General features: G+C 35.2%; 20 protein-coding genes. 6 read left to right on the top strand and 14 right to left on the bottom strand.

Features of this window, described 5'->3' with window-relative positions:
• Positions 1 to 470: 470 nt before the first annotated feature.
• Both ES677_RS15800 and ES677_RS10230 read right to left on the bottom strand, forming a co-directional pair.
• A complete protein-coding gene (locus tag ES677_RS15800; RefSeq protein WP_262712719.1) occupies positions 471 to 605 on the bottom strand; it encodes a hypothetical protein in 135 nt (44 codons plus the stop codon).
• Between the two features lie 148 nt (positions 606 to 753).
• Positions 754 to 1929 carry a dicarboxylate/amino acid:cation symporter gene (locus ES677_RS10230; protein WP_148369570.1) on the bottom strand — a complete coding sequence of 392 codons (1176 nt, stop codon included), beginning with the start codon at positions 1927 to 1929 and terminating at the stop codon, positions 754 to 756.
• 258 nt (positions 1930 to 2187) lie between these two features.
• Here ES677_RS10230 and ES677_RS10225 point away from each other — a divergent pair, with 258 nt between their 5' ends.
• The 3 genes from ES677_RS10225 (at position 2188) to ES677_RS15310 (ending at position 5076) form a co-directional block, all read left to right on the top strand.
• Positions 2188 to 3021, top strand: coding sequence for a helix-turn-helix domain-containing protein (locus ES677_RS10225; RefSeq protein WP_148369569.1), 834 nt, complete (start codon positions 2188 to 2190; stop codon positions 3019 to 3021).
• A 216-nt stretch (positions 3022 to 3237) separates the two neighbouring features.
• The gene (locus tag ES677_RS10220; RefSeq protein ID WP_148369568.1) at positions 3238 to 4740 is read left to right on the top strand and encodes an aldehyde dehydrogenase family protein; all 1503 of its coding nucleotides are present in this window, start codon (positions 3238 to 3240) and stop codon (positions 4738 to 4740) included.
• A gap of 162 nt (positions 4741 to 4902) precedes the next feature.
• Positions 4903 to 5076 (top strand): hypothetical protein, encoded by a 174-nt coding sequence (locus ES677_RS15310; protein WP_170234432.1) that lies wholly within the window; start codon positions 4903 to 4905, stop codon positions 5074 to 5076.
• A 24-nt stretch (positions 5077 to 5100) separates the two neighbouring features.
• On the opposite strand, the gene ES677_RS10215 is transcribed toward ES677_RS15310, so the two are convergent.
• The 9 genes from ES677_RS10215 to ureA all read right to left on the bottom strand — a co-directional run bounded on the left by ES677_RS10215 (position 5101) and on the right by ureA (position 11986).
• On the bottom strand, positions 5101 to 6072 hold the full coding sequence (locus ES677_RS10215; RefSeq protein WP_148369563.1) for an urea transporter: 972 nt from the start codon (positions 6070 to 6072) through the stop codon (positions 5101 to 5103).
• 18 nt (positions 6073 to 6090) lie between these two features.
• Positions 6091 to 6795 carry a hypothetical protein gene (locus ES677_RS10210; RefSeq protein ID WP_148381184.1) on the bottom strand — a complete coding sequence of 235 codons (705 nt, stop codon included), beginning with the start codon at positions 6793 to 6795 and terminating at the stop codon, positions 6091 to 6093.
• Positions 6780 to 7613 carry an urease accessory protein UreD gene (locus tag ES677_RS10205; protein ID WP_148381183.1) on the bottom strand — a complete coding sequence of 278 codons (834 nt, stop codon included), beginning with the start codon at positions 7611 to 7613 and terminating at the stop codon, positions 6780 to 6782. Before ES677_RS10205 ends, ES677_RS10210 begins: the two co-directional genes overlap by 16 nt.
• Positions 7614 to 7616: 3 nt before the next feature.
• Complete coding sequence (ureG, locus tag ES677_RS10200) at positions 7617 to 8258, bottom strand: urease accessory protein UreG (protein WP_147113370.1); 642 nt, start codon at positions 8256 to 8258, stop codon at positions 7617 to 7619.
• 35 nt (positions 8259 to 8293) lie between these two features.
• Positions 8294 to 8992 (bottom strand): urease accessory protein UreF, encoded by a 699-nt coding sequence (locus tag ES677_RS10195; RefSeq protein ID WP_148381182.1) that lies wholly within the window; start codon positions 8990 to 8992, stop codon positions 8294 to 8296.
• Between the two features lie 5 nt (positions 8993 to 8997).
• Positions 8998 to 9507, bottom strand: coding sequence for an urease accessory protein UreE (gene ureE, locus ES677_RS10190; protein WP_147113376.1), 510 nt, complete (start codon positions 9505 to 9507; stop codon positions 8998 to 9000).
• A gap of 66 nt (positions 9508 to 9573) precedes the next feature.
• Positions 9574 to 11295, bottom strand: coding sequence for an urease subunit alpha (gene ureC, locus ES677_RS10185; protein WP_148381181.1), 1722 nt, complete (start codon positions 11293 to 11295; stop codon positions 9574 to 9576).
• Positions 11292 to 11666 carry an urease subunit beta gene (locus ES677_RS10180; protein WP_147113382.1) on the bottom strand — a complete coding sequence of 125 codons (375 nt, stop codon included), beginning with the start codon at positions 11664 to 11666 and terminating at the stop codon, positions 11292 to 11294. The genes ureC and ES677_RS10180 overlap by 4 nt, the downstream gene beginning before the upstream one ends.
• A gap of 17 nt (positions 11667 to 11683) precedes the next feature.
• Positions 11684 to 11986, bottom strand: a complete 303-nt coding sequence (gene ureA / locus ES677_RS10175) for an urease subunit gamma (protein ID WP_148369558.1) — start codon at positions 11984 to 11986, stop codon at positions 11684 to 11686.
• 1849 nt (positions 11987 to 13835) lie between these two features.
• Between ureA and ES677_RS10170 the strand changes: the two genes are divergently transcribed.
• Both ES677_RS10170 and ES677_RS10165 read left to right on the top strand, forming a co-directional pair.
• Positions 13836 to 14897, top strand: coding sequence for a hypothetical protein (locus tag ES677_RS10170; protein ID WP_148381180.1), 1062 nt, complete (start codon positions 13836 to 13838; stop codon positions 14895 to 14897).
• Between the two features lie 11 nt (positions 14898 to 14908).
• Entirely contained in the window at positions 14909 to 18361 is a 3453-nt protein-coding gene (locus ES677_RS10165; RefSeq protein WP_148381179.1) for a pyruvate carboxylase, read from the top strand.
• A 98-nt stretch (positions 18362 to 18459) separates the two neighbouring features.
• On the opposite strand, the gene ES677_RS10160 is transcribed toward ES677_RS10165, so the two are convergent.
• A complete protein-coding gene (locus tag ES677_RS10160) occupies positions 18460 to 18879 on the bottom strand; it encodes a DUF2141 domain-containing protein (protein WP_148381178.1) in 420 nt (139 codons plus the stop codon).
• Between the two features lie 528 nt (positions 18880 to 19407).
• Between ES677_RS10160 and ES677_RS10155 the strand changes: the two genes are divergently transcribed.
• Complete coding sequence (locus tag ES677_RS10155; RefSeq protein ID WP_148369554.1) at positions 19408 to 20775, top strand: NAD(P)-binding domain-containing protein; 1368 nt, start codon at positions 19408 to 19410, stop codon at positions 20773 to 20775.
• 99 nt (positions 20776 to 20874) lie between these two features.
• Here ES677_RS10155 and ES677_RS10150 read toward each other — a convergent pair whose 3' ends face one another.
• A complete protein-coding gene (locus ES677_RS10150) occupies positions 20875 to 21081 on the bottom strand; it encodes a hypothetical protein (RefSeq protein ID WP_148381177.1) in 207 nt (68 codons plus the stop codon).
• Positions 21082 to 21577: 496 nt separating this feature from the next.
• Positions 21578 to 22018: a PepSY-like domain-containing protein gene (locus ES677_RS10145; RefSeq protein ID WP_148381176.1), complete on the bottom strand. Its 441-nt coding sequence runs from the start codon at positions 22016 to 22018 to the stop codon at positions 21578 to 21580.
• Between the last annotated feature and the right edge of the window lie 155 nt (positions 22019 to 22173).

Here is a 22173-nt window from a genome sequence, read left to right as displayed (position 1 = left end):
GGGAAGTGTTTAAATACGTGTCTAAATAATGAATAACCCTTACGCTACCTAGTACTTTTTATAGTGCTTTAATTTAAAAAGGCGCCTTTTTAAGACTTTGGATTTGGTGAGCAGTGTGGTTTAAATCGTCGCTCACTTTATGTTGGCTACTGAATTTTGCCATGGATACTGCGATCTCTGCGTGAAGAGGTACTCCTTCCTTTCTGTTTTTTGAAGAGCGTTCGTCGCGATCTCAGCGGTCTGGATTACTCACTCCTTGTCTCATTCTAAATATAGGTCGTCGCGATCTCTGCGTTAAGGATTGAGGCTTTGTTGGAGCTCTCCCGATTTTTTATCGGGAAGCGACTGCCGAAAGCCTGACTGCATTGCAAAACAAAACAGTGTTTTGCAATGCGGTAACGCCCAAAATATAATATAAGTGGTAAATAAGCGTATTTCTGATTCGGTTATAGTAATCCTTTAATATGTTCCTAGAGTATATTGAGTATATTATTGAAATTTTTAAAATCGATAATCTCACTGCACTCCATTTTATCGGCTTTATTTATCCATCCCCCTAACCCTTGTATTGCATCGTCGTACAGTCCTAAATAATTTTGAGCCACAGTCTCTTTTTTCTAATCCCAGCTGGTTTGATATAAAATAATATCTCTTTTACTAAATTTGTTGTTTATAGCTTCAAAAAAAACAGCAACTATTTTGCATCTTATAACCCTATCGTTTAGTAAACCGCCCTATCTATATTATTACAGTTTAAGCGACCATTTTTTCTTTTGTAATTTTATTCACTACTATGGAAATAGCGCCATCTCCTGTAACGTTACAAGCGGTACCAAAACTATCCATAGCAATATATAAGGCAATCATTAAGCCTAGCATTTCTTCAGTAAAACCTAACATTGATTGTAAGATCCCGACCGCGGCCATAATAGCGCCTCCCGGAACCCCCGGTGCTGCAATCATAGCAATTCCTAACATAAAAATAAAACCTGCGAAGAGCGCAAAGCTAAACGGCATTCCTTCTAATATCATTAACGCCATAGCGCATGCTGTAATTTTCATAATACTACCAGACAAGTGAATGGTAGCACATAACGGAATAACAAACCCGGCAATTTTCTCTGAAACACCATTTTTCATAGACTGCTCTAAAGTAACTGGTATTGTTGCTGCCGAAGATTGTGTGCCCAGAGCCGTAAAATACGCAGGCATCATTGTTGCTAATAATTTTAAAGGATTCTTTTTTGTCAACACGCCCGCAATAGTATATTGAAGCAATAATAATAGAATATGTAAGGCAAAAATCACTCCTATAATACTAACAAACACAGATAATATAGAGAACACTTTTCCACTAAAAGACATACTTGCAAATATTCCTAAAATAAATAAGGGTAATAAAGGAACAATCACGTTTTCTATAAGTTGCATTATTATTTTCTGAAAGTCTTTAACCACGGATTTCAAACTTGATTTTTCTTGATACGACAACCCTAAACCAATAACAAACGCTAATACTAAAGACGTCATAACATCTAATGCCGGCGGGATGGTAATACTAAAATAGGGTGTTAATTCCCGGCCTGAATCTGCAATAAGCGATGCATCGTTAACGTGAGATTCTAAAAGTTGAGGAAATATGTTAGAGGTCGCAAAATACGTCATAAACCCCGAAAACAAAGTAGAACCATAAGCAATAGCTGCTGTAAGCAATAATAATTTACCCGCTCCTTTTCCCAAATCGGAAATGGCTGGCATTATTAATCCCATTATAATTAAAGGAATTGCAAAATTTAAAAACTGCCCGAAAAAGGAATTAAAGGTTGTAAAAATTCTATTGACAGACTCCGGTAAATACAGTCCGAAAACGATTCCTAAAACTATGGCAAGAAAAACCTTGAAGAGTAAGTTTGAAAATAAACGTTTCATAATATATGCTAATTAGTAAAAGACATTAAGCGTCTTGTATAAGATTATTTTTAAGTCCGCTAATATACAGCCATTGTTATGAAGGACTCTGTTATGTGTCTGGTATTTTTTCCTTATTTACACACTTTAGAGGACTCCTTATTGGCCGTTTACCAAACGAATGTTTATATTTAAGATCGCATTTTAGAAATGGTCGCCTCTTTTTTTAGTAATTTTGATGTTCCATAAACTTTAAAACATATCCTAAAACACAACTCTATGCCTATAGAAAATATCCCTGAGATATATTTTGATAACAAACACCAGCCACAAGACATATTTGTTTATGATTTTAAGATGTCTAGCGATGTGGTAAAAAGTAAGGTTAATTTAAGTATGAATATGTTCAGTTTTCTTCAAGTGGGAAAAAAGCAAGTCCATTTTGCGAACACTTCAATGGCGGTGAACAACAAACAATCGCTATTACTGAAGAAAGGAAATTGGTTATGGACAGAGTTATTAGATATAGATGCGACTTATTATTGTAAGCTTTTCTTTTTTTCGGAAAAGAAACTTATCGATTTTTTAAGTAAATACACCAATGATGTAAAACCTTATAGAGAGGATGTTCCTTATTTTGTGATAGAAAACGACGACTATCTCGCTGCGTTCATTACCTCTCTATCCTCTAACACCTTTACAAATCATAGTTTTAGCGACGCTTTATTAGTTTTAAAGTTTGAAGAAATTATGTTGTATTTACTCAATAAATACGGTTCTAGTTTCGAATATTACTTACATTCTTTAATATCTAAAGAGGTCTCTCCTTTTAAGAGTATTGTAGAAAGCAATGTGCACTCTAATTTAAAACTGGAGGAAATTGCCTTTTTATGTAATATGAGTTTATCAACATTTAAACGTCATTTTACTAACGAATATAACGAACCACCGGGAAAATGGCTTCAAGATAAGCGCTTACAAAAAGCGAAAGACTTATTACTAGGAGGTGACTTAAAAGCGTCTGATATTTACTTAGATATTGGCTATAACAACCTGTCTAACTTTAGTGTCGCCTTTAAAAACAAGTTCGGAATTAGTCCAACAGATATATAAAATTAAAATACAAACTACTTAAGTCGCTGTATTTAAGCTGTTTATTTAAACACTAGAAACTGATTTTTATACAAACCAACACATTGAACCAATTTCATAAGTTATTGAACCGTATCCATAAATAAGAAGGTAACAATCCATCGTACATTTGTACCATAATTAAAACGCTTGTTATAGCAAGCAGTATTTAAGAATCTAAATTTAAATTATATAATTATGGCAAATGTAACTAAACCTGTATTCAAAGAAAGATATGGGAATTTTATTGGCGGTAAATTCGTAGCCCCTGTTAAAGGTGAGTATTTCGATAACGTATCTCCAGTAGATGGTAAAGTATTTACTCAAGCGGCGCGTTCAACACAAGAAGATGTTGATCTTGCTCTTGATGCAGCACACGAAGCGTTTCCATCTTGGAGTACGTCTTCAGCAACAGATCGTAGCAATATGCTATTAAAGATTGCTCAAGTAATGGAGGATAACCTTGAATACTTAGCAACTTTAGAAACTATCGATAATGGGAAACCAATTCGTGAAGCTCGTGCAGCAGATATCCCTTACTGTATTGATCACTTTCGTTATTTCGCAGGTGTTATTCGTGCAGACGAAGGAAGCATCTCTGAACATGATAAAAATACATTAAGCATCGTTTTAAACGAACCTGTTGGTGTTGTTGGGGAAATCATTCCTTGGAACTTCCCTATGTTAATGTTAGCTTGGAAAATTGCTCCAGCTTTAGCAGCAGGGTGTACAGCGGTTGTAAAACCAGCAGAACAAACGCCGACTAGTGTTATTGCTTTAATGGAACTTATTGGTGACATTTTACCAGCAGGTGTATTAAACATCGTAACTGGTTTTGGTGCCGAAGCTGGTGCAGCTTTAGCAACGTCTAAACGTATTGCAAAACTTTCATTTACTGGTTCTACTGAAACAGGCCGTAAAGTTTTACACAATGCAGCCGAAAACATTATTCCTGTAACTATGGAATTAGGTGGGAAATCTCCCAACATCTTCTTCCCTTCAGTAGCAGATCAAGACGACGAATTCTTTAGTAAAGCTATTGAAGGCGCGTTAATGTTCGCACTTAATCAAGGGGAAATTTGTACCACTCCTTCACGTATTTTAGTTCACGAAGATATTGCTGATCTTTTTATAGAAAGAATGCAAGCACGACTAAAATTAGTTCAAAAAGGAAATCCGCTTGATCCAGAAACTATGATTGGTTCTCAAGTGTCTAAAGCACAATACGACAAAATCTTAGGTTATATTAACATCGGTAAAGAAGAAGGTGCAGAAGTATTAGCTGGTGGAGACGCTGGAAATTACGACGGTGAAATTTCTAACGGATACTACATACAACCTACAGTTTTAAAAGGTACGAACGATATGCGTGTCTTCCAAGAAGAAATTTTTGGTCCAGTTGTCGCTTTAACAACTTTCAGTTCTACTGAAGAAGCTATCGCTATCGCAAACGATACGCCTTACGGTTTAGGTGCCGGTGTCTGGTCTCGTGATGCACACGAATTATTCCAAGTTCCTCGTGCTATTAAAGCGGGTAGAGTTTGGGTAAACCAATACAATACGTACCCTGCTCACGCTCCGTTTGGTGGTGTTAAAGAATCAGGATTCGGTCGTGAAAACCATAAAATGGCTTTAGATCATTACCGTGTTGTAAAAAACATGTTAATCTCTTACGACAAGAAACCAGTTGGATTCTTTTAATTAAGACTTTTTACTAAAAGTTTATAATAAAAACCCCGGCCCTGCCGGGGTTTTTTGCTTTAAAAAACTAGAGAACAAAAGAATTATTTTTTAAAATTTAGCTATAGTAGTTAGTCGTATTAGGAATTTATTATATTTGTTATTCCAGCCTTAAAACAATTTATGAAATTAAAAAAAAGAACATTCGATTTACTTTTTATTATTATTTCAACCTCTCTTTTAATTACTTTTAACGCGTATAACGTGTTAGAGAACTACATCGCGTTTGCACTAATCCCTATATTAATGGCGTACTTCTTGGGCCAATACTCCGAGAAAACTTTTAAAAACAAATAGTAAATCGCCTGTTTTATTCTGTTTTTAATCTTCTGTTTCTCTTTTTGTAACTGGAAAAGCGTTTTCAACAATTACCAATCCTTTTCGTGTTAGCAATAAAATCCACATTGTAGCTACAAACGGAAACGTATAAGGTGGCACTCCTATTTTTATTAGATAGTCATCTATAATCACCGTAACTACAGTACTTAAAACTACCCAAAACCCATCTCTATGCCGGGTTCCAGCAAAGGCGAGAGCACAGAGCACCGCATTAAAACTAAACATCCCTGTATCTATTGACGATTCGGGACTATTAAGTAAATGGGATACTGAAATAGCCAAAATAGAAGCAAAAATGCCATACAATGCGGCAATAGGTTTGTTAACGTAAACTCCGAATAGAAATAACAATCCCGCGATTAAACTTCCTTGAAACATTACTTGTCCGAAACCGTGCGTGGAAAAAATAAGATCATCATCTATTCTATCATCGTCGTACTCGATTCCGACTTGCTCTAGCGCGTCTTCAAACATCTCAGCCGTAGGTTCTTGTAAAAAATCCTCTTCGGCAGTGGGATGTTGTACTAAAGGCATAAAATTTGTTGTATTCACAAGCGAGACAACCACCCACCCCATCACAACAAAAGGAAATGTAAAGACCTGAAGGTTTTTAATAATAGCGAAATGCATTATTAATGTCGCAATCACTGAAGCCACAATAATACTAAAAACAGACTCCCAGGATAAACCGTATTTATAGACAATAATTATTCCTATTAAAGCCGCATTAAAACCATAAAGCCCTTGATTAAGAGCTTTATAATTTTTTTTACTAAGTAAATAACCTGAAACGCTGCCGGTTATTGTTGCTATCACTAAACCAATTGCCATTAACCAAGAGTTGTATAATACACCCAAAAGAAAAAGTAATCCTGTAATAGCATTCTCTTGTAGCATTATTTGAGCAATACCTTTAAGATTAATTACACTAAATTGTTTAATTTTTTTAACCATCTGTTTATTTTAATATTATTACCAGCCCAAGAAAATCATTCCTACACCACATATTGCAATAGTTCCTCCCGCTATAGCTGTCATGTATTTCTCGAAGAAATCTGTTTTTATTAATTTAAAGCCATAGTGCCCCAGGACAACCATTATCACCATCATTACTAAGGTGAAAAACAAAAATACGCCGGTAATAAGGTAAATACCATAAGTAGAATTCATGATCGCCGGATAGGTTAACAACGGAATCATTGGTTCGCAAGGCCCTAATAAAAAGATAATAAACATTACCCAAGGCGTTACCTTCTTTCTTTCTGAAGGCATAACAGGACCTTGCTTATGCTGGTGTTGGTAAACATAAACATCGCCACTATCATACACATCAAAATGTTTATGCTTTTTATTACGATAGGCTTGATATAAGCCTACTAACATAAACACCACACCAAAAACAAATAAAGCCCAAGCCGCCAAACCGCCTCTTAAACCCTCAAACCACGATAATTTATTTAAAGAAAACCCAATAGCAACACCACCTAAGGCTAATACTACAGAACTCATTACGTGACCAATACCACAAACAATAGTCCAAAAAACGGTGCGTTTAAGGGTCCAACTTTTAGCTTTTCCTATTGCTATAAACGGGATGTAATGATCTGGCCCAGTTAGAGTATGAAGCACACTAATTGAGACTGCCGCTATTAACAATACATTTAACTCTGATTCCATATCTCTATTAACTTAATCTCTATTTCTTTTTTGCGAAGTGCATTCGCTTGATTATCTAATTGTATTCGTATTTTCTTTAAGGCTATAAAAAGCTGCTCTCCAGAATTACCCAAGACTCTTATAGCACAAGCATCTTCCGAAAGTTTTGAAACTCCAAAAATCATATCTTCTTCCTCTGCAAGCACTGTAGTCATTAATTCTATATGTTCTTTTACAGAATGAAAAGGATCGATAGATACAAAGTTTGCTTGATAAGTAAATTCCTCATATTGCCCAATCGATTTAAAATCTATCGCTGAAGGTTTCAGATATAAATTGTCTTTATAAAACAATTTACCTTCGCGATAAATTTCAGTAAGACTGTTGTATTTAATAAAGGCAAACGATTCACCATTCAACTTACGACCACAAGCCAAAATTTCACCCCAAACAAGAACACTATTTGCCGCGAGGTTTATGGTGTTTTTACTATTAAAAATAGCGCCTTTATGCGGCACGGAAGGATGTGGTAAATGACTAAAGTATGCGTTTTCCTCAATATTTACATTCATCTCCTGCCTAGCGCCATCAGGCGTGTCGTATACCCGTTGATACGATTGTGTTTGTATATTAAGCAAGGTTTCTTTTTTAACGTTTACATCTATTTTATAATGATCATGATTAAAAAAACCTGGGGAAGAACTCATAATCATAACTTCAAGTAACGGGTTACTTTTATCTTCTCGCACCTCAACCACATTAAATGGCGGGGTAAAAAAAGTATCTTTTAAAATAGTAACCTCTCTATACAGACTAGTTTCAACACTATATTGTCCCATATTTTAGTATTCTAGTGCTGGTTCAGATGCTTTCTCTTCTATTAAAGCATATTTTTTAATCCAATTGATAACATCTTCTAAACCGTCTCCTCTCATTAAATCGGTAAACACAAAAGGCGTTCCTTGGCGCATTTTACTGGAATCTGCACGCATCACCTCAAGATCGGCATTAACGTAAGGTGCTAGATCGATCTTATTAATAACTAAAAGGTCTGAACGCGTAATTCCGGGTCCCCCTTTGCGCGGTATTTTTTCGCCTTCAGCCACCGAAATCACAAAAATGGTTACATCGGCTAAATCTGGACTAAACGTTGCCGAAAGATTATCTCCGCCGCTTTCGATAAATACTATTTCAATTTCTGGATGACGGTCAACCATTTCGTCGATAGCCTCCAAATTCATACTAGCATCTTCACGAATGGCAGTATGCGGACAGCCCCCTGTTTCTACGCCAATAATGCGATCGGCTGGTAATAATGAGTTTTTTGTTAAGTACTCGGCATCTTCTTTCGTGTAGATATCGTTGGTGATAACACCAATACTGTACTCTTTTGCTATTTTATGTGAAAGCTTTTCAATTAAAGCTGTTTTTCCTGAACCTACTGGCCCCGCAACTCCTATTTTAATATAATTTCTCTCTTCCATTTTATATGTGATATTTTTTGATTGTTAATTATTTTTTAAGACATATATAGTCTTGAATACAAGGTTTCGTGTTGCATACATCTAATATCGAATGCGGGATTACAAAGTCCGCGCATATCTTCATCTAGTATTAATGTTTCGTCCACAACCTGCGCTATTAAATCGTGCATTTTATATAAAATATCCTGTCCGTCCATTTGCCCAAGCGGCACCAATTTAACACTGTTAGTCACCATATTTACAGCAGCGTTGTAATAAAAAGCGCTTAGCACAGGTTTGATTTCTGCCCCTAAAAGAGCCGTAATCATTCCAAATACAACGGCAAAATGACCTGGGGTTTCTTTATTTTTCACCTTATTGAAAAACACGTGCATCACTTCATAATCGTGTAATCTAACATAGATTTTAAGTAATCGTGTTCCTAATTTTAAACTACCGTCACGTACTTCCATTGGGGCTTTTAAAGCGTGCGCTTCGTTATCTAATTCTAAAAGAGCCTCTAAATTGTTTTCTAACCCATATCTAAAAGCGTCACGAACAAAAACACCGTCGTTATATTTAAAGTTATAAAGAAGCATATTTTGCACAAATTCGCGCGTACTTTCCACATCTCTAACCACGTTTTGCTGTATGTAGGTTTCCAATCCGTTGGAATGAGAATACCCTCCTATCGGCAAGGTGGGGTCTGAAATATGCAGTAACTCTAATAGTATTTTTTGTTTATTATTTGCCATACTATTTACTGTTTTGTTGTGAGGTCTAAAATTCTTGAGAATAGCGACGGACTATCATTTCCATTTCCGTGTGCATGCCCGATGTTTGCTTTTAGCATATTAAGTAACTGGCAATGTTTTTTTTCTACGATATATCCTGTAACTTCTAATAGACGTTCTAGCGGCTTTTCGTAAGGCACTAGAACTTTCTCGTCTTGAATGAAAATAGGCAAATGTTTATTACCAATTTCGTAGCAAACAGTCCCCATTTCTACGATATTTCTTGGGGTAACTTGTATACTATCACAGGGCAATACATCGACTATAACCAAAGTATTATCATCTTCTAACACAATGTCTCCTTGATGCAAGCGCTGACCTTCTTTTAAGAACTTAATAGCCACTTCACGACCTCCTTCTGTCTTTTTACGCATAATGCGCTTGGTCATTTCAAACCATTCCAAAGACAGTGTATCTATTGTTTTATTTCCTACAGAATAGGTTTTTATATTTCCTATAACTTCTTTACAAAGCATATTATCATTTCATTTTTAAAAAACGACTCGACAGTAATATAGGTGCCGAATCGTTTTAAATTAATACTAAAATAAAAAGTAACGTTGTGCTAATGGCACTGTGTCAATAGCCTCACAGGTTACTTTTACACCATCTACTTTTACTTCATAAGTTTCTGGATTAACATCTATAACTGGTGTTTTGTCGTTATGAATTAAATCTTTCTTAGAAATATTTCTACAGTTTGATACCGCAAATAATTGCTTTTTCAATCCGTATTTTTCTTTTACATTATTAGTCATTGCCGCTTTAGAAACGAAAGTTGCACAAGTTTTATGTACCGCTGAACCTAGACCTCCAAACATTGGACGCATCATAACGGGTTGTGGTGTTGGAATAGACCCGTTTGGATCTCCCATTTTACTTGCAATACACATACCTCCTTTAACAATCATCTCTGGTTTTGCACCAAATAAAGCCGGTTTCCAAAGTACAAGATCTGCCATTTTACCTGGTTCGATAGAACCTACATGATGAGAAACACCGTGAGCAATCGCAGGATTAATCGTGTATTTAGCTACATAACGTTTTGCACGGAAGTTATCAGCTTCCATTTCTTTATCTTCTTCTAAAAACCCTTGTTGAATCTTATTCTTATGCGCTGTTTGCCATGTTCTTGAGATGGTTTCTCCAACACGTCCCATAGCTTGCGAATCGGAACTCATAATACTAAAAACGCCCATATCTTGAAGAATATCTTCGGCTGCGATGGTTTCTGGTCTAATTCTAGAATCGGCAAAAGCAACATCTTCCGGGATGCTTTTACTTAAATGGTGACACACCATTAGCATATCTAAATGCTCATCGATGGTATTTTTAGTAAATGGACGCGTTGGGTTTGTAGAGGCTGGCAATACGTTTGGATACATTGCTGCTTTAATAATATCTGGCGCGTGTCCGCCTCCTGCACCTTCGGTATGGAAGGTGTGGATGGTTCTTCCGTTTATAGCATCGATAGTATCTTCTAAAAAACCAGCCTCATTTAAGGTGTCAGAGTGCAGGGCTACTTGAATATCATATTCATCGGCAACTGTTAATGACGCATCTATAACAGATGCGGTTGCTCCCCAATCTTCGTGTATTTTTAAACCTAATGCTCCAGCTTCAATTTGTTCTTTTAAAGGCGCTAAATGAGAGCAATTTCCTTTTCCGAAGAAGCCTATATTCATAGGAAGATTATCTGTTGCTTGCAGCATACGTTCAATATTCCAAGCTCCTGGCGTTACGGTTGTGGCATTGGTACCGTCGAAAGGTCCTGTTCCACCACCAATCATAGTCGTAATACCACTATAAAGAGCGTGCTCTATTTGTTGTGGTGATATAAAGTGAATATGTGAATCTATTCCTCCTGGCGTTGCGATAAGGTTTTCACCACTATGTACCTCGGTAGACGCACCTATAATCATATTTAGATCAACGTTCTCCATTGTATCAGGATTCCCGGCTTTTCCAACACCAACAATTTTACCGTCTTTGATACCGATATCCCCTTTTACAATACCCCAATGATCTAAAACAGTAGCGTTTAAGATTACTAAATCTAAAACACCACTATCGCGGGTTGCTGTACTAGATTGTGCCATTCCATCACGAACGGTTTTACCACCACCAAATTTATTTTCTTCACCATAATACGTGAAATCCTTTTCAATTTCAATAAATAGTTCAGTGTCTCCTAATCTTATTTTATCGCCAACTGTAGGACCGTACATATTGGCATACTTAATTCTATCTATTTTTAAACTCATGATTTTTTATTTTTAAAGGATTCGTGTTCTACATTTAACATGGCTCTTTTTAAATTTTGAGGATTCATCGTATCACCTACAGACAGATTGTTTAATCCGAATGAGTTGCGTTTACCTCCCAATCTTACGAGTTCAATTTTTGTAGATTCTCCGGGTTCAAAGCGAACAGCAGTTCCTGAAGGGATATTTAAACGGTGTCCATATGCCTTTTCGCGGTCGAACTCCATTTCTCTATTCACCTCAAAAAAGTGATAATGAGACCCTATTTGTACTGGTCTGTCTCCTTTATTAATAACTTTTAATTTTAGCACTTTTCGCCCCGAGTTGCACTCGATGGCTTCTTTTTTTAATAGGTATTCTCCTGGTATCATTGTATTATTATTAAAGGTTAGCGTATAGGATTGTGTACGGTAACCAATTTGGTTCCGTCTGGAAAAGTGGCTTCTATTTGCACATCGTGAATCATTTCTGGAATTCCTTCCATAACATCGTCTCTGGTTAAATAGGTAGCCCCTTCTTGCATTAAAGACGCAACTGTTTTACCATCTCGCGCAGCTTCTTGCAACCGGTTACCAATTAGTGCTATAGATTCTGGATAGTTTAATTTTAGGCCTCGAGCCTTTCGTTTTTCGGCGAGTTCACCTGCCATAAATATGAGAAGCTTCTCTGTCTCTCTAGCTGTTAAATGCATAAGTATTGTATTAAAGGTTAATATTGAATATGGAGAAAAGAGAAAGAAGTCTCTTTTAGAGCCGATAAAAACTAAAATTAAGGGTTTTAACGGTACTCTAAGAAACACCTCTTTTCTATTATCTTAAATTATAAACAGCACGATGTAAGTGATTTAATTACTGTATATTGAAGAATGTTCTTTATAAACTATTACACAAGTCGTCTCGAGACGAAAGTTCACTAAGGTGAAGATTTTCGTGCTGGATATTTAAGACAAAGGCGTGCCATTACTAGAATAGCAAGTAGGTTTAAAAACTTGGCTATTAGTTTAGAAAGTGTCTGAACACGTTACGAATTGAGTGTAAAGTGCTGCTACTGTATTAAAAGTAAACTATGAAATGTTGAAACAACATATATAGTTGGTGTTCTGATTGTAAATTAATTTAACTTCTAAGACCTGTTTTGTTTGAGGAACAAAATCCTTGTATAGGTAGTCTTGAAAAGTTGGGTAGTTCTTGTTGAGCTATCAATACGTGAAAATCGCATACCGATGTCTGTTGATAGTTAATGCCTTCTGCTTTTCGGCTTTTCTTACTTACGTAAGCAATTTTCCTGTCAATTTCTGACGAACCAAGATATGCAATTTCTTCAGCTCCAAAACCGAATGCACAAAATAATAATAGAAGTATTTTAATAAGCTTTTTCATAAACTCTCAACCGAAATCATTTAAAGTATCTAAAATGAATTCTCCGCAAATGTACAATTAAAATGAGGTGTTACGTTTTTTTACTGTTCTTTTTAACACTTTAAAAGGAATTTAAACACGCCGCTTAATCTGTTTTAAATACTATGACCCCGTTGTTTTAAATGCAAAATAAAGCCTATCTCTTTGTTAATAAGTGTTATAACTAGCTAAAGAACTCAAAACTAACCTACTAAATTAGGTTAGCCAGAGTTTTATGGCTATGTTTACCTTTTAGCACTAATAAATCCTTTTTATAACACTAAGATGTATCACTTAAAAACAATTCACTCACATAGCTTTTACGAGCCGCTAATCTTTAGAGTGTTTTGTTCTTTTTATTATTTTGCTTGGTCTAAAAAACGCAAACTTATCTTCCTGCATTAATCAGGCATAACGAGTGTGCCTGAAAAACTCTTTTACACTATTTATTTCAGAAGCTATTCAATTTAAAACATATTGAAGACCTTCACTCGCATTTAAAATTGTGTATTTAATTGTAGTTTAAGCGATGTTCTTTTTATAATAAATTTAAAATAATTATAGTATGGCTGTCTTAAGAAAAAAGCTAACAAAAGCAGAATTAAACGCGAAGAAACAAGAAAAAATTCTAAAAAAATTGGAAGACAAAAAGATGAAAAAACGCAATTCTAGAGTGTGATCTCATTAAAAAAGTAACTTTAACACCCAAAAAAGGCTGCAAATTAGTATTTACGGCCTTTTTTTTATTTACAAAATCGCCGTCTAATTACTGTATTTATAACAATTATTTTCCTTTTTAAAGAAAGGTGAACATAAAATAAGGTTAAACAAAGGATTTAGTATAATAGCTATTCAGAAAAAAAGTTATAACACCACATGCAAATTTACCAGAGGCGCCTAAGCATTAATACCGGCGTGAACAAACTTTTAGTATAAACTCCAAAATTTGTTATTAAAAAACGTTAAACGGCAGCGGCTGATTAGTACTTTTTAAAATTTTAAAATTAATATAACCTTATGCTTTTAAGGTTTAGAACAACAGTCACTTCTAGAGTAACTTATAAAACAGTTCTTTTATTTTGAGGACAGATTATTGCTTTTAAGTAATATAAAAATTATCTTCGAACGATTAGCTAAAACACCGTGGATAAAAAACTAATCTCGAAAAAAAAACCTGCTTTCCCTATCACGCCTTTATTGTCGGAGTACCTAACTGCGCAAGGTAGAAACATCAAAATCCCTATCTTTTATGATGATTTACTGCGCTTTCAAGGCGCTATTGACATTATGGATAAAAATGATAAAGATACACTTTGGATACGCACGTATTTTGCAGAGCATGAGCGAGACGAAATAGAATACAGTCTTAAACAAATGTATTCCATTTTACATTCCGATGGAAGCGATCGTATTATACCTTATTTAAGCATTGACAGTATTGATTTTTGCACCTTTGGAAACACTAAGCCGTTTCGAATTAAGGTAAGAAATGTATTAAACGACAATTATTTATATCTGTATGTAAAAAAAGCAGATGCCTCTAGAATTTACGGATTAGAATTGGAACACTTGCTATCGCCAAATCATATTACTTTTTTGGTTCATGAAGATACGTTAATAGAAGAACACATCTCTGGCATTGCTGGTGACACTTTTATTAGTGAGCATTTAGAAAAACTCCCTGACCAAGATAAACGAGCTCTTGCTAAGGAATTTGTTAAATTTAACGAGCGTTGTTTTGTGCGTCTTTTGGCCGATATGCGTTCTTATAATTATGTTATCGTTATTACGCAAGATTTCGATCGCGTTCAATACCGACTTCGTGCTGTAGATTTCGATCAGCAAAGCTATGAAGGCAACCCTAAAGTTTACAAACCACAATTTTTAAAAGAAAACAATGCACTTGTAAAATTAAGCTTGGAGGTTTTAGCGCCCGAATCTATAGATCAATACGAAATAGAAGAACGCTCTTTACTCGCCAAACGTGCTACTGTTGAGCATGAACGTTTGGAACATCTTTTAAGATGTATGAAACAAGATAATATATCGACACCTGCTAAAATAAAACAACTAAAAGCAGGATTATTTGATCTTGTTGGTGATGTTAACTTTAAAAAATCTAAAAATATGGGTGAATTGTTAGAAAATGCAATCGATTTTATTGTTAGAAATTACAAAAATGAAAACCCATATATCATTAAATAAAACTAATAAAAATGAAAATTAAAAAGGTATTAATTGCCAACCGAGGAGAAATTGCTATACGTATTTTACGCGCCTGCACCGAATTAAACCTAGATACGGTTGCAATTTACACCTATGAGGACCGGTATTCTCAACACCGAAATAAAGCGGACGAATCCTACCAAATAGGTGAAAACAACGACCCTTTAAAGCCCTATTTAGACAGCGACGAAATAATTGAACTTGCAAAATCTAAAAACGTTGATGCTATTCACCCAGGCTATGGCTTTCTTTCAGAGAATTCAGAGTTTGCTAGAAAATGTGCTCAAAACGGCATTATTTTTATTGGACCTACCCCTGAAGTTATGGACGCTTTGGGTGATAAAATTACCGCAAAAAAAATAGCTGTAAAGTGTAATGTTCCAGTTATAGAAAGTAATAAAAAGAAACTAACCTCCTTAAAAACAGCCCTCTCTGAAGCCAAAGAGATCGGGTTTCCCTTAATGCTAAAAGCGGCTTCTGGTGGCGGTGGTCGCGGTATGCGAATTATACATAAAACCGAAGATTTAGAACAACATTTCGAGTCTGCAAAAAACGAGGCTTTAAATGCTTTTGGTGATGACACTATGTTTCTTGAGAAATATGTAGAAGATCCAAAACACATCGAAGTGCAAATAGTTGCTGATAATCATGGAAATATTCGCCATTTGTTTGAGCGTGATTGCTCTGTACAACGACGTCATCAAAAGGTTGTTGAAATAGCGCCATCATTTAATGTTTCAGAAAAAGTAAAGCAATCGTTATACAAATATGCTATTAAAATTGCCGAAGAAGTAAACTATAACAATATTGGAACCGTCGAATTTTTAGTCGATAGAGAGGATAACGTTTATTTTATTGAAGTTAATCCAAGGATTCAAGTAGAACATACGGTTACTGAAATGGTAACGGGAATTGACTTGGTGAAAACTCAAATATTTGTTGCTGGTGGTTACAAGCTATCGGATCAACAAATTAAAATTTACGAACAAGACAAGCTTGCCACTTATGGTTTTGCTTTACAATGTCGATTAACAACAGAAGATCCATCAAATAATTTTACCCCAGATTACGGTACAATAACCACCTACAGGAGTGCTGCAGGAATGGGTATTAGGCTGGATGCCGGAAGTATTTACCAAGGCTATAGTGTGAGTCCGTTTTTCGATTCTATGCTAGTAAAAGTATCTGCTCAAGGTAGAACCTTAGATGGTGCTATCCGAAAAATGGTTCGTGCCTTAAAAGAATTCCGTGTTCGCGGCGTAAATACCAACATTCACTTTTTACAGAATGTTATACAACATGACACCTTTAAAGCGGGTGGTGTAACCGTTAATTTTATTCAGAATACACCTTCCCTATTCAAAATTAAATTACCACAAGATCGTACATCGAAAGTAACACAATTTTTAGGCGAAGTAATTGTTAACGGTAATTCTGATGTTAAATTTAAAGATGATAATAAAGTTTTTAGAAACCCAAAAGTTCCGCAATTCAATGTCAAAGATCCGTATCCAAAAGGTACAAAGGATCTACTAACGGAATTAGGACCAGAGAAATTCTGTGAATGGCTTAAAAACGATACTAAAATCCACTATACAGATACTACGATGCGCGATGCGCACCAATCGTTATTGGCTACCCGTATGCGAACCTTTGACATGATGAAAGTAGCAGAGAGTTATGCAAAAAACCATCCTAACACTTTTAGTATGGAAGTTTGGGGAGGTGCAACCTTCGATGTCTGTTTACGTTTTTTACATGAAAGTCCTTGGACGCGTTTACGCGAATTGCGAAAAGCGATGCCAAATATTCTATTCCAAATGCTACTTCGTGGTAGTAATGCGGTTGGATATAAAGCTTATCCAGATAATTTAATAGAGAAATTTGTAGAAAAATCGTGGGAAAATGGCGTCGATGTATTCCGAATTTTCGATTCTTTAAATTGGGTTAAGGCTATGGAACCAAGTATCAACTATGTTCGCGATAGAACGGGTGGTATTGCCCAAGCCGCTATTAGTTATACGGGTGATATTCTTGATGTAAAGCAAACTAAATACAACTTAAAATATTACACCCAATTAGCGAAAGATCTTGAAAATGCGGGCGCCCATATGATTGCTATTAAGGATATGGCAGGATTATTAAAACCGTATGCGGCTACAGAATTGGTTACCGCTTTAAAAAACACCGTTAATCTGCCTATTCATTTGCATACACATGATACGTCTTCATTGCAGTCGGCTACCTACTTAAAGGCTATTGAAGCTGGTGTAGATGCTGTAGATGTCGCTCTAGGGGGATTATCAGGTTTAACATCTCAGCCCAACTTTAACGCTATTGTTGAAATGATGAAATATGAAAAACGCGCCCATGTCTTTGATATGGACACGTTAAATCAATTTTCGAATTTCTGGGAAGATACCCGTGAAATGTATTACCCTTTTGAATCTGGTTTAAAAGCCGGGACAGCCGAAGTTTACAAACATGAAATTCCTGGCGGACAATATTCTAATTTACGACCGCAAGCAATTGCTTTGGGATTAGGCGATCGCTTTGAAGAGGTGAAAAAAATGTACGCTGAAGTGAATTTGATGTTTGGTAATTTAATAAAAGTGACGCCAAGTAGTAAAGTGGTTGGTGATATGGCGATTTTTATGGTAACCAACAATTTAAAACCTCAAGATGTTATGGAGCGCGGTGAGGAGTTATCATTTCCTGAATCGGTGATCAGTTTCTTTAAAGGCGATCTAGGTCAGCCAGCCGGTGGATTTCCTGAAAAGTTACAGAAAATAATTCTAAAAAATCACAAAGCGTATTCAGATAGACCAAATGCACATTTAGAACCCATAGATTTTGATATAGAATACAAAACCTTTAAAAAGAAATTTCAAAAAGGATTTACCCGCGCACTAGAAATCGAAGATTTTTTATCTTACACGTTATATCCAAAAGTATTTGAACAAGCTCACGAAAATTATAAGTTATACGGCAATTTAGCACTTGTTCCCACTAAGAATTTCTTCTATGGAATGAAACAGCGCGAAGAAACACTTATTGAGTTAGAACCGGGTAAAACAATTATTGTTAGATTACTTTCGGTTGGAATCCCTAATGAAGAAGGTATTCGTATTGTGTTTTTTAGTGTGAATGGTGAGAATAGATTTGTTGAAGTTTTAGACCGATCGTTAAACATTAAAAAAGAAGAACACGTTACAATAGATTCGGAAAATTCAAGTCAGATTGGTGCTCCCTTACAAGGCTCACTTTCCAAAGTATTAGTAAAAAAAGGGCAACACGTAAAAGAGAATGATCCCTTATTTATAATAGAAGCTATGAAAATGGAAACTACTGTTACCGCTTTTAAAACCGGAAAAGTAAAATCTATAACTTTAAAAGAAGGCACTATGGTTATGCAAGATGATTTAATTTTAACGGTGGAATAGTCTATACGGATTAAATGAGAAAATTGTAAGACGCCTATTAGGCCTCTTAAAAAAGGCTACAAATTTACGTTTGTAGCCTTTTTTTTCGAAAAATTTAGTTAAAACGCAGTTAGTTTAATATCCATTTTCTCATTGTCGTTTAATACAAATTTACAATCCTCATAAGATGGTGCGGAAAATTTAGGAATGATATTATTAGAAAATCCAAAAGCTTCTTTAGGTATCCCAAGAAAATTTTTATTGCATTTATCGTCTGAGTTCTTATCATGATACATAGAAATAGCATACTCTCCTTTAGGTAAGTCTTTTATAATAATAGTCTCGCTATTGTCTGTAACCACTATAGAATAGTTTTTATAAGCCGCACCTTCTTTTAAATAATTATCGTGCGTATTAAACACACCAATCTCAATAGTTCCTTTTACAGACTGTATATTGGTAATTGTTAATGCTAATTCTGGAGATTGAGCCTGCATGCTAAAACAGAGTAAGCCTAAAAGAGCAAGTATTTGTTTCATAATGTATTATTTGTTTTAAAACTATATTTTCAATATTTACGCTATCTAAACGCAGCTATTACAGAATATAGCACCCACTTTTTTTTAGGGATAAGATAGTGTTTTTACATTAAAATGTAAGATTTTTTTTATCCCCCTACCTATAACCAGTTAAATCGCTTCGTTATTATAGTACTACGCTAAAACTATGCCTTTTTTCGTTTTGAGAACAATTTTTTAGACAAAACCCTTTTATAGACATCTTTTATAGACAACATAAAACTTTTATAACCTCAGTTATAGCGCTCGAAAGACTAAGTTAAACAGTAAAGATGGTCTATTTGTAATTACACTCAAAAAACCGTACCTTATCGCCTCTTGAATTTATATACAAATTCTGGAATAAATCAACTTTTTAGCAGAGGCTTTTACTCCTTTAAAAGAGCAGTAAGGCCTTTCCTTTTTTTAGATCGAAAAAAGACCCATCATTAATTTATAGATTTTATGTTGTGAAACATACACTCTCAAATAACATTATATAACAACTTTATGAAGAATACACGTATTGGTATTATTGGAGCTGGACCTAGTGGTCTAGCACAGCTACGAGCTTTTGAAGCGGCAGAGAAAAAAGGGTTTGACGTTCCTGAAATTGTTTGTTTTGAAAAACAAGAAAATTGGGGTGGCATGTGGAATTACTCTTGGAGAACGGGTGTTGGAAAATACGGAGAACCTATTCATAGTAGTATGTACAAATACCTTTGGTCTAACGGACCAAAAGAGTGTTTAGAATTTTCTGATTATTCTTTCGATGAGCATTTTAAAAAACCAATCTCTTCGTATCCACCAAGACCAGTGCTTTTCGATTATATTCAAGGAAGAATAAATAAAAGTAACGCAAAAGATTTTATTCGTTTTAATACCACTGCACGCTGGGTAAGTTTTGATGAAGACACCAAGAAATTTACCATTATTTTAGACGATTTAAAAAATGATAAAACGTATTCTGAAGAATTTGATTATTTAATTATAGCTTCAGGTCATTTTTCAACACCAAATATGCCGCACTTTAAAGGGATAGAAAATTTCCCTGGGAATGTAATGCACGCTCACGATTTTAGAGGTGCCGATCAATTTAAAGATCAGAATATTTTACTAATAGGAAGTAGTTATTCGGCTGAAGATATCGGAATTCAATGTCATAAACACGGAGCCGAATCGGTAACTTTAAGTTACAGAAGCAGCCCTATTGGTGTAGACTGGCCAGAAGGGGTTAAAGAAGTACCTTTATTAACTCATTTTGATGGCGAAACAGCACATTTTAAGGACGGACATTCAGAGAATTTCGACGCTGTGATTTTATGTACGGGTTACCAACATAAATTCCCGTTTTTACCAGACGAATTACGTTTAAAAACAACAAATAATCTGTATCCAGACAATTTGTATAAAGGGATCTTTTTTAACGAAGTGCCTCAACTTATTTATTTAGGAATGCAAGATCAATATTACACGTTTAATATGTTCGATACGCAGGCTTGGTTAGCTAGAGATTATATGATGAACCGTTTCGAAATACCTAATAAAGAAGAGCGTAGAAAAGATATTGATTCTTGGTTAGAAAAAAACGATAAGTTAAAATCGTCTGTCGACCACGTCGATTTTCAAACAGATTACATTCAAGAACTGATTAACCTATCTGATTATCCTGATTTTGATCTCAATAAAGTGGCCGCTATGTTTAAAGAGTGGCTAAATGATAAGAGTGAAAACATCTTAACGTATCGCGATAAAACCTTTAAAAGTGTTGTTACAGGTACTGTTGCTGCAGAACACCACACTGAATGGATGGACGAATTAGACGATAGTAAGGAGCGTTATTTAATTAGAGAGGCAAAGGAAAAAGAACTTTCTTAGACTGAAACTTAGTAGAGCCGTTTTTTAATGTCTCTACACTATAAAAAAACGGCACCAGTAGTAAAATACTGATGCCGTTTTATTTTTAAAAGACTGTATCTAGCGTGTAAGCTCTACTACTGTTACCAAAAAGAATCCATGACTTAAATACTGGGTAGCATTTGGAAGGCGATATTGTAAACCAATCGCCTCAATATAGCTGCATAATTGCCAACCGAAAACACCAGATAGGCGTTCTTCAGATTCAGGCTTTTCAAATTTTAACCATCCTAATAAACTTTCCGTTTCAGCTTTAAAAGAAGACACGGTTTCATTTAAATAAAAAGCTATTCCTAATTCGTTTCGCCAACTGTATTTTGTTTCGCATTCTGTTTTTCAGGTTAAAACTCCTATATTTATTAGCCACGTGTAAAGCTGCATTAGCCTAAACTCATCTTTTTCAGTTTTCTTAAACGTTTTTTTAAATCTGTATTGTACACCAATACCTATACTATGTGCTTGTTAATACTCGTAATTCGAAGAATGGGCGATCTCTAATTGCCTTCCTTCAAAATTAAAGGTGTTATTTTTATAAATAAAGCTTCTGTTTTCCATATAAAAGCTTTGCGAATACTCCTCGCTTACACCTTAAGTAACACCTACTTCAGGCTCAAAAAAAAAAATCGTAAAAGTATCTCTGCGCAAACCCGTTCAGAATGCTCAATAGACTAAAAAGGTTTATAACGTGCTTTCTCATTTCAACAAAAAATAAGAAAGGGCTGGAATACCTTCCAACCCTTTACGTCTAATTTATAAGGGACCTTTAGTCATTCATTTCACTCACTACATTTCCTTTTGCATCAAAAACAACTGTTTTCTCTGTAAAGAAACCTTCTTCAATCTCTACTTTATAAGTGGTGTTTCCCGCACTCTCAATTTTTTCTATAGAATCTATAGAGTAGTCGGCGTATTTACTGCGTAATGTAGAAGCAACTGCTGTTGGTAATTGGGTCGCATTCATTTCACTCTCCATTCTTATAATATCTCCATTTGTGTTATACCAAATTTCATGCTCATTACTACCTTCATCAAATTCCACTTTATAATTCATTCCATCCATTTCCCACTCAATATCGGTCACCCCAGGATACACTTTTTGGAAATTATTAGTTAAATTTGCAGGCAAATCAGTCATTTTTAAATCTTGAGCACTTAGAGTCGCTGTTGCCAATAAGGCTAATACTACTATTACCGAATTTTTCATCTTTATCTGTTTTTAAATTAATTACTCGGCAAATGAATCACTTAATACTGTAACGAATTGGTAATTTCAGACCTTGGTACGTTAATAAAATCTAAATTTCAAAATACTATAATTCCCAAGTCTTTATAGATTTACAGTATATTGTTGTAGCAAAA

This window comes from Bizionia gelidisalsuginis, from assembly GCF_008086185.1.
GTDB lineage: Bacteria > Bacteroidota > Bacteroidia > Flavobacteriales > Flavobacteriaceae > Bizionia > Bizionia saleffrena.
The sequence above is the reverse complement of the archived record's forward strand: the minus strand, read 5'-3'. Positions and strand labels throughout refer to the sequence as shown.